Origin of the sequence: Nocardioides sp. (assembly GCF_004803405.1) — a bacterium.
GTDB lineage: Bacteria > Actinomycetota > Actinomycetes > Propionibacteriales > Nocardioidaceae > Nocardioides > Nocardioides vastitatis.
Map to the genome: position 1 here is coordinate 1 of NZ_SSXI01000095.1, position 8761 is coordinate 8761.

Below are 8761 nucleotides of genomic sequence, written 5' to 3' on the forward strand. Positions count from 1 at the left end.
ACCGGGCACGTCATCAGCTGATGACCGAACGGACGAGTGACTCCGGGCGCATGTCGCATCAGGCGACGCGCGGGACCGGCGAGCCGGAGGCCGCGATCCGTCCGGCGCGCCCGGCTCACCGAGCCGAAGTCGATCGCCGCGCCGTGCCCGAATGTGGTCGCTTGACGCGGACTCCCGCGGGGTTGCTCATCTCGTCCCCCCGGCTAGTTCGATCCGCAGCGGGTACCAGCGGGGTGGAGGCCCCGGTCGCCGCTTCTGGGGGGATGTTACGGCCGGGGTCTCCTTTATGCGCGGCTCGTCGCCCGGCCCGGGAGCGAGGAGGAACTGCGAACGCCGGTCACCGGCTGGGAACCAGCCGCCACTGCTCCAAGGCAGCCCGAACCTGCTCGGCGGCGTCGATGTTCAGCGGACCGCTGGTCCACATCGCATAGGGCAGGTTGAGGAACCGCTCCTGCCTGACCGCGTCCAGGTCGCGGGTCGCCGGATGGGACCTGAGGATCTCGACCTTGTTCCGATAGGTCTGCCCGGGGTAGTCCACGAAGAGGAACGCGTCCGGCCTCGCCGTGGCGAGCCGCTCCCACGAGACCTCGGTCCAGGTGTCCTTGAGGTCTCCGACCGCGTTGCGTCCTCCCGCGGCTTCGATGATCGCCTGTGGAGCGCCGAACGCCCCGCTGGTGAAGATCGTCTTCTCGCCGCTGTCGAAGACGAACAGCACCGGGGCCTCGTCCTCGTCGGCCTGAGGGGCGGCGGACAAGGCGTCCAGGCGTGCGGCGAGGTCGGCGGTGACCTCGCTGGCCTCGGAGGCGCGCCCGGTGATCGTGCCCAGGTTCGTCAGGTCCTGGCGCAGCGCGGTCCAGGGGTCGACGATGCCGCGCGCGTCGCCGCCGTCCTGGCGGCAGCTCTCGGTGAGCACGTAGGCGCCGATGTCGTGGGCCGCGAGGGAGTCGGGGGTGAGGTGCTTGGCCTCGTCGTAGCCGTAGTTCCAGCCCGCGACCATGACGTCGGGCCGCTGGGCGACCACGGTCTCGAGGCTGGGGTAGTCATCCGAGACCTGGTTGAGCTGGCCGACCGCGGGACCGTAGTGGGCGGCGAGCACCTGCTCGTCCCGGTTCAGGCTGCTCACCGCCGCGACCTGGTCCTCGGCGCCGAGGGCCAGGATCATCGAGATCAGGTTGCTGTCGTTGACGAAGAGCCGCTGGGCCGGTGCGGGAAGAGTCACTGGCTCCCCGCAGTTGGTGACGGTCACCTCGCCGCGGGCGCTCTTTCCGTCGGGGGCGGCGCTGCAGCCGCTCATCGCGAGGGCGAGGAGTGACATGCCGAAGACGATGGTGCGGGTGCGGCTCACGGGTGCGGCTCTCTTTCGTCGCGGCTGAACAGCAGATGTGTGCGGCCGGTGATGGGGTGGGTCACGCGAGTGGCGAGGACGCCGAACGCGTCGTGGAGGATCGACGGCGTCAGCACCTCGTCTGGTTCGCCGCAGGCCAGCAGGGCACCGTCGTGAAGCACCGCGACCCGGTCGCAGAACGTCGCGGCGAGGTCGAGGTCGTGCAGGGCGACCACGACGGTTCGGGAGAGGGCGCGGATCCGACGCATCAGAGCCAGCTGGTGGCCGATGTCCAGATGGTTCGTCGGCTCGTCGAGCAACAGCAGGGGCGCCTCCTGGGCCAGGCCCCGTGCGATCAGTGCGCGACGCCGCTCGCCCCCGGAGAGCCGGTCCAACGGCTGGTTGATCGCGTAACCCAGGTCCACCTGGTCGAGCGCCGCGCGGATCGCTCCACGCGAGCGCTCTTCAAAGCCACCCCATGCCCGCGCATGCGGAACCCGGCCGAGCCCGACCATCTCACCGACCAGCAGATCGGTCGGGCCGGTCTCCTCCTGGGCGACGAACGCCAGGTGTCGGGCGCGCAGCCGGGGACGCATGGCGGTCAGTGACTCGCCGGCGAGGCGGACGCTGCCCGCAGCCGGTCGACGTACTCCGGCCAGAACTCGCAGGAGGGTGGACTTGCCCGTGCCGTTGGCCCCGATCAGTCCCAGCACCTCGCCTCTACGGACCTCGAGGTCGACACCACTCAGGATGGTGCGGCCGCCGATCACGCAACTCAGCCCGTGGGTCGCCAGGTGCGGGATCGTGTCGGCGGGGCGCGCCGCGAGATCTGCGGGGGAGTCGAAGATCAACGGTCCCCTCCGAACCGATAGCTGCGGCGACCGAGCAGGACGAGGAAGACGGGCGCGCCGATCAGGCCGGTGACCACGCTGAGCGGGATCTCGGTCGGACGGACCATGACCCGCGCGGCAATGTCGACCCACACCAGGAACAGCGCCCCCGCCAGCGCGACCACGGGCAGCGAGACTCGATGACGCGGTCCCACCAGAAGGCGGGCGATGTGGGGCAGCACCAGTCCGACGAATCCGATTCCACCGGCCACCGCCACCAGGATCCCGACCAGCACGGCGAGCAGCACGAACAGCGCGATCCGTAACGCACGGACCGGGATGCCGAGGGCGGCGGCGGTGTCCGCGCCCACCGCGAGCGCGTCGAGCCAGCCGCTGCCGCTCATCAGCACACCGAAGGCCGCCACGACCGCCACGCAGGGCAGCCACAGTTGCTCCCAGGTGGCGCCTGACAGCGACCCGAGGAGCCAGAACAGTACCGTTTGTGCCGCCTGCGGCTCTGCGCTCCGGAACACCATGAAGCTGGCGATCGAGGAGAACGCCGAGGACAGCACCGTCCCGGTGAGCACCAGTCGCAACGGGGTCAACCCGCCCTGCAGCATTGCCACCCCGAAGACCAGGACCGCCGCGAGCAGTGCTCCGAACAGAGCGCCGACCGACAACGACCACAGTCCGAGACCCGAGAGGACTCCGAAGGTGATCACGGCCGTGGCGCCGACACTCGCGCCGGAGGACACCCCCAGCAGGTAGGGGTCGGCCAACGGGTTGCGCACCAGCGTCTGGATGCCGGCGCCGGCGATCGCCAGCCCGGCGCCGACGACGAGGCCGAGAATCGTCCGTGGCAGACGGATCTGCCACACGATGGCGTCGTACGCCGAGTCCGTCGTGCCGCTGCCGCCGACACGGTGCCGCAGAACGTCGACCACCACCGAGGCGGGCAACGGCTCGGCACCGAACCCGATCGAGAGCACCGCCGTCACGGCAACCGCGAGGGCGAGCACCAAAAGAACCAGCGTCACGGGCAACCGGCGGACATCACGGCGACGCGGTACCGCCTCGACGGTATGGATGACGTTGACCTCAGGGGAGTCAGGAGCTCAGTCGCGAAGCCCGGTGGACACAAGTTGCCAGCAGGTCTTCGGACTTGGGGTCAATCGGACGAGACGCCTTCCCAGACCAGCTGGTCCAGTGGCTTGCTGCCTCGCCCGTCGCCCTCACCGCTGCGCGTCAGTTCCGGATTCTCACCGGATTCCCGCACCCCTGGGGGTGTGACTGGCTCGTCGCGCAATCTAGGGCGGATGGCCACGAGTCGGCAAGAGCCTGCCCACGAGCGACAGATCACATCGACGCCCACCGTGCCCTGGAGTAGGTCACCGAGCTCCCCGTCCGACGAGGTCCGGCCTCGTGGGGAAGGTGACGCCAGGCGGCCCGGGCATGAGGCTCGCCAGAAGAGGCGGTCCTCGGCCCGGGCCGCAGGTCGTCAGGCGCCGCTCAGGCGCTCTGGAACCACGGGTGGTGCAGGTCGTAGAAGCTGGCTCCCTTCATGACCGACTCCAGATCGCGGCGCACCTCGGCGGGCGGCTCGAGCTGCTCGCCCTTACGAGCCTCCTCCTCGGTGGTGAAGGCGACGGTCTCGATGAAGGAGCCGTCAGGCTCGAACGCCAGGGTGCCGCCGAGGATCTCCGGTCGCATCTCGTGCAGCGTGGTGGTGTCGGCGAGCATCGCCTTGAGACGCGACGGGTCCTCGGCGCGGCCCCGGATGATCTGGACGAAGCCGGCCTGATCGGAGCCGCCGTCCATGAACAACGTGACGTCGTCGCAGTCGTGGAACTCGAGCGGACCGGCCATCAGCTCGGCGAATCGCTCGGCCCACGCACCCTGTTCGGGCCGGTTGGAGTTGGCCATCGCGGCATCGCGGGACTCGAACCGGACCACCGCCATGAACTGGTCGTCGTCGGTGAACCCGTACGTGCCGCCCAGCCAGCCGGACGCACCGGGAGCCAGGTCGCGACGCCACTCGTCGAGCAGAGCGTGGACCTCGTCCTGCCGAGAACAGGGGCCTTGGATCATCTGGATGAACATTGCTGCCTCCTCGGTCGATGGTGTGCAGAAGACCGGTCGAGGCGGTGACCGGGCCCCGGCCGGACCCTCTCGCAACCTACGCCGATCGAACGGTGCCACGCCATCGGCAACGGACGATCTTTGCTTAACCGCGTGGTGGCGGCGACCACCATGGGGGAGCTCCCGTGGAGGCGCTGCGCTCCCGAGACGGGGTCGTCTGCCGCGGGCCTGTCGACAGGGAGTCCCGGCTACTCTGGATAGGAGTTTCACAAGCTCGCGGCCCGCCATCGATGACGGGTCGCTCCAGGGGGTGAGGGTTCGTCATGGGACCCCTGTGGTGCACGGCCGGCATGGGCAGCATGGCGCTGTGGATGCTCGCCTGTCTGGCGGGCGCGGTGATCGTCGGGTTGCTCGTGGCGGTGGTCACGGCGCTCGCGATCTGGCGGATACGCGACAATCGGTCCTCCCCGGATGAGTCATTGGAGGATGTGCCACGTTGACCGCCCGCCTACGTTCAGCACTTCTCCTCTGCACCGTGCTCCTCGCTGGCTGCGGCGCGCCGTCCTCGCCGCCTGGGGACAGCACAGCCAGGCCCGACGACAACGCTCTTGCGCACGTCCATGGGCTCGGGGTGAACCCCGCCGACGGCGACCTGTATGCAGCCAGCCACTTCGGGGTCTTCCGGATCGAGGACGACGGGGAGACCCGACGGATCGCGGACCGGTGGCAGGACACGATGGCGTTCACCGTCACCGGCCCGGACACGTTCCTCGCCAGCGGCCACCCGGACCTGAGAGAGGACCTCCCCCGACATCTCGGGCTGATCGAGTCCACCGACGCTGCAGCCACCTGGTCCTCGGTCTCCCTCGCCGGCGAGGCCGACTTCCACGCGCTCGAGGTCGCCGACCGCAGCACCTACGGCTTCGACTCCCTGACCGGCCGACTGGTCGTTTCGCAGGACCGCCAGACCTGGACGACCATCGGCGAGGCGCCCGTGATCGATCTCGCCTGGCTCGGCCGCGACGCCGACCAGATCCTCGCCAGCACCGCGCGAGGACTGGCCGAGTATCGGACCGACGGCACAACGACCAAGCTCCCGAATGCGCCGCCCGTTCTCCTGATCGACTCGCCGGAGAAGGGCACGCTGGTCGGTGTGACGGCGTCCGGGGAGATCTACTCCACCCGGGACCCGTCGAGTGACGCCTGGCGTCGTCACGGGAGCACTCCGGGCCACCCGCAGGCGCTGGAGGCCACGTCGGACGTCTGGTACGTCGCCACCGACCGCGGCGTGTTCTCGTCTGATGACGTCGGTGAGACGTGGAGACTGCTCGTGCCGACGGCAGCCGACGGCCACTGAGCGCCGGCCGGCTTTCGCTCATCCGGCCCGTCGGGACTTCGCTCGGGAGGACTCGTTCCGAACGCCCTCGATGGCCTCGCGCAGCTCGTCCGTCTTCATCTTCGAGCGTCCGCGAATGTCGAGCTCCTTCGCCAGGCCGATGAGATCGGCCTTGCTCAGGTCGCCCAGGTCGACATCGGTGATCTCGCGCTTCCGGGTCTCGAGCTTGCCGAGGTTGTGGGTGTTACCGGGTCGGTGGTCCTTGCTTCGCTCGAGGGACGCTTGCAGCGCTGCGAGCAGGTCGACTGCCTTCTCTCCTGCTTCCTCCGCGTCGCCTTCGGTGACGACGACGCGGTCCTTCTTCTTCGCCTTGACGAGTTGCTCGACGCGCTCGGTGTAGGTGTCCCGGTAGTTCTTCGGATTCCAGGAGGCGGAGAGGGCGTCGATGAGGTTGAGCGCCATCGTGATGTCCTTGCCGCGCGAGGAGGTCCGACCGGGTAGGTTCTCGAGCTCCTTCTTCGGGTCCCGGACCTCGTCGGCGAAGTACATCGTCTCCAGGATCAGGACGCCGTCCTTGGGCCGGATCGCGGCGAGGTACTGCTTGTCCCGCATCACGAAGGTCGCGATTCCGATCCGATCGGCTTTCTCCATCGCCCGCGCAAGGAGCGCATAGGGCTTCTTGGCGGTGTCGTCCGTCGGCGCCAGGTAGTAGGCCTTCTGGTAGTAGATCGGGTCGATCTCGGAGGCCTCGACGAAGTCGCTGATGTCTATCGTGCGACTCTTGCCGGGTTCGACCGCCGCCAGCTCTTCGGCGGTGAGCATCACGTACTTGCCCTCGTCGACTTCCGCGCCCTTGACAATGTCGTCGTAGTCCACCTCCTCGCCGGTGTCCTGGTTGACCCGCTTGTACCGGATCCGCGACGAGGTGCCGCTCTCGAACTGGTGGAAGCGAACCTCGTGCTCCTGGGTGGCCGAGAACAGGCCGACCGGGACGTTGACCAGGCCGAAGGAGAGTGATCCGGTCCAGATCGCGCGCGCCATGGGGTACCTGCCTTCCGTGGTCGGTAGGTACCCGCGGCGAGCTCGAGCATGCCGAGGACTGCCGGCGCCTGGTGCAGCAGCTGGCTCGGGATCAGCCTGCCGGCCTGGTGGGCGGAGGCGTACTGATCGACCCACCGTTGCGCCACCGCCTCGTCGAGGGTCTGCGGCACCAACAGCGGTGGGCAGGTGATCCCCATGGCTCTGCGCATACCCAAATGTGGGTAGAGGAGCTGTTGCGGAGCTGGGCGACGGACCGCCGTTTGCTTGGACGGGCGGGGACCACAGATTGCCGGGACCGGTGCGTCGGGAGGGCGGGAGTCGGCGGGCCGGATGTGGCGCGGTCGACGTTGGTCGGTCGGGCGGGGCCGGGGATTGGCCCCGCCCGACCGGCGGCTCGCGGGGTGCTTGGGCGGTACCCGAGACGAAGCCGCCTACTGCCGGCGGGGGACAGGGCGCCGGCAGATCTTGGGGTGTGCGTCGGTTGGTTGCTCTCTCACCGTGCCGCCGACGTCGGGCTCGCGGTCGTGTCTTCGTCGGCGACTGCGTTCGTGGCCGGTGCAGCGGTGCGCGGGTCAGCGGTGGTGGGGATCCGGTAGCGGTAGGTGATTCCGTCGTCCTGGACGATGAACGTCTCGATGTCGCTGCGGGTCCAGTGCAGGACCAGCAGGCCGTAGCGCTCGGCGAGTCTGGCCAGGGTGGGGAAGTCGACGACGTCCACGACCGGTCGTGTTGCGGGACTGGGGACGGGCTCCACCTGGAGGAGGAGGGAGGAGTACTGGCGTCTGATCGCGGCGCGCTCGTCGCCGCGGCCCGCTCGGGACAGCAGCAGGATCGCACCGAGGGCCAGGACGCCGCTGACGGTGAGCAACACCGAGGTGGTCCGCAGGGTGGAGACGGCGATCTCGCGTCCGCCGAGGGCGATGGTGGGAGCGCCAAGGGCTTGTGCGGTCGGCGCGGACTCGTTCACCGTGAGAGAGGACTTGTTTCCGGCGAGCTCGAGCTTGAGTGGGGTGAGCATGAACGCGAGTCGCGGGGAGAAGACGGCTCCATCGGGGCTCTCGACCCTCGGTACGATCGTGACCTCGATCTGGGCTGCCGGGATGCCGATGGCCGCGGCTGCGGCGTTCGCCTTGTCCTCGAGGGCATCGAGGTCCAGGTTGACGGTGGCCGTGTGCACCGGCCCTTCGGTGTCCGTAGCCGGAGTGAGGGGCATCGCGGTCTTCCAGCCGCTTGCGGCGGACAGCTCGGCCGCGACCGAGATCCGTGCGGGCTCGCCGCGGTAGGTGTACTTCAGCGCCACTGTCGTGACCAGCTTCCGGAACAGCGGTGCCGGTGAGGTGACAGTCGTGCCCTGGTAAGCCGGCGAGACCGGTACGTCCGCGGAGTAGGAGAACGTCATCCTCGACGCGTCCGGGCTCGCAGCGGCCTGGGTGGCGGTCGCGGGCCGCGTCCACGACACTCCGGCCAGGACCAGGCCGACGATGGCCACGACGGCAGCGACCGTGGCAGCTGTGCGCAGTCGTGGCGAGAATCCGCCCAGCCGAACCGGGGAGCGGGACGTAGCTGAGTGTTGAGCCATCGGTCGTTTCCTACCTCTACGCAGGGATCGGGTGGTCGTGCCGCCGAGGGCGAGCAGGCAGAAGGTGAGTACGGCGAGCGCGGGTGGGCTGGTCAGCCGGTCCATCCAGACCTCGCCGTGAGAAATGTGGAGGAGCTCCTTGCCGATCAGCTGGTCTGCGGTCGGCTGTTCGGGGTCGTCGAAGTCGTTGTTGTCGCCGCGCAGGGTGTAGCGGCCGTCCTCTGATCCGACGACACGGTGCAGCACGACCTGCTGCAGGTCGTGGCTGGAGTAGGCCACGACGTCGCCGGTCTCGTAGGTCGGACTCTGGACGACCACGACCAGGTCGCCAGTCTCCACCCGGGGGGCCATGCTGTTGCCGTGCGTGCCGACAACGGCCACCCAGCCGGCAGCGAGGGCCAGCACACCCGCCAGGACGACGGTGGCGGCGAGTCCGAGACAGATCCTTCTCATGACGATGACCGGTGGAGGGGCGACCTCAGCGGTGCCCCTCCCCACGGTGGTCTCAGTCCCCGACTCAGCCGTTGATGGTGAATCGGACGTTGGTCACGTTCGCGACGTCGGTGATGTCG

8 protein-coding genes and 1 riboswitch are annotated in these 8761 nt (G+C 69.0%); of the genes, 2 read left to right on the top strand and 6 right to left on the bottom strand.

Going from position 1 to position 8761, the window contains the following annotated elements:
- Positions 1-337 precede the first annotated feature (337 nt).
- From E7Z54_RS07025 to E7Z54_RS07040, 4 genes are all read right to left on the bottom strand, one after another.
- Positions 338-1345 carry an ABC transporter substrate-binding protein gene (locus E7Z54_RS07025; RefSeq protein WP_240769555.1) on the bottom strand — a complete coding sequence of 336 codons (1008 nt, stop codon included), beginning with the start codon at positions 1343-1345 and terminating at the stop codon, positions 338-340.
- A complete protein-coding gene (locus E7Z54_RS07030) occupies positions 1342-2175 on the bottom strand; it encodes an ABC transporter ATP-binding protein (protein ID WP_240769556.1) in 834 nt (277 codons plus the stop codon). The genes E7Z54_RS07025 and E7Z54_RS07030 overlap by 4 nt, the downstream gene beginning before the upstream one ends.
- Positions 2172-3191 carry a FecCD family ABC transporter permease gene (locus E7Z54_RS07035; protein WP_206056056.1) on the bottom strand — a complete coding sequence of 340 codons (1020 nt, stop codon included), beginning with the start codon at positions 3189-3191 and terminating at the stop codon, positions 2172-2174. Before E7Z54_RS07035 ends, E7Z54_RS07030 begins: the two co-directional genes overlap by 4 nt.
- Before the next feature lie 93 nt (positions 3192-3284).
- Positions 3285-3464, bottom strand: a riboswitch (cobalamin riboswitch).
- Between the two features lie 199 nt (positions 3465-3663).
- Positions 3664-4254 (bottom strand): hypothetical protein, encoded by a 591-nt coding sequence (locus E7Z54_RS07040; protein WP_136432296.1) that lies wholly within the window; start codon positions 4252-4254, stop codon positions 3664-3666.
- A gap of 302 nt (positions 4255-4556) precedes the next feature.
- Here E7Z54_RS07040 and E7Z54_RS23025 point away from each other — a divergent pair, with 302 nt between their 5' ends.
- The gene (locus tag E7Z54_RS23025) at positions 4557-4733 is read left to right on the top strand and encodes a hypothetical protein (protein ID WP_168798207.1); all 177 of its coding nucleotides are present in this window, start codon (positions 4557-4559) and stop codon (positions 4731-4733) included.
- 35 nt (positions 4734-4768) lie between these two features.
- Positions 4769-5590, top strand: a complete 822-nt coding sequence (locus E7Z54_RS07045) for a F510_1955 family glycosylhydrolase (RefSeq protein WP_346763534.1) — start codon at positions 4769-4771, stop codon at positions 5588-5590.
- 18 nt (positions 5591-5608) lie between these two features.
- Here E7Z54_RS07045 and E7Z54_RS07050 read toward each other — a convergent pair whose 3' ends face one another.
- Positions 5609-6610, bottom strand: coding sequence for a Ku protein (locus E7Z54_RS07050; RefSeq protein WP_136432300.1), 1002 nt, complete (start codon positions 6608-6610; stop codon positions 5609-5611).
- 493 nt (positions 6611-7103) lie between these two features.
- The gene (locus tag E7Z54_RS07055; protein ID WP_136432302.1) at positions 7104-8642 is read right to left on the bottom strand and encodes a signal peptidase I; all 1539 of its coding nucleotides are present in this window, start codon (positions 8640-8642) and stop codon (positions 7104-7106) included.
- Positions 8643-8761: the final 119 nt, after the last annotated feature.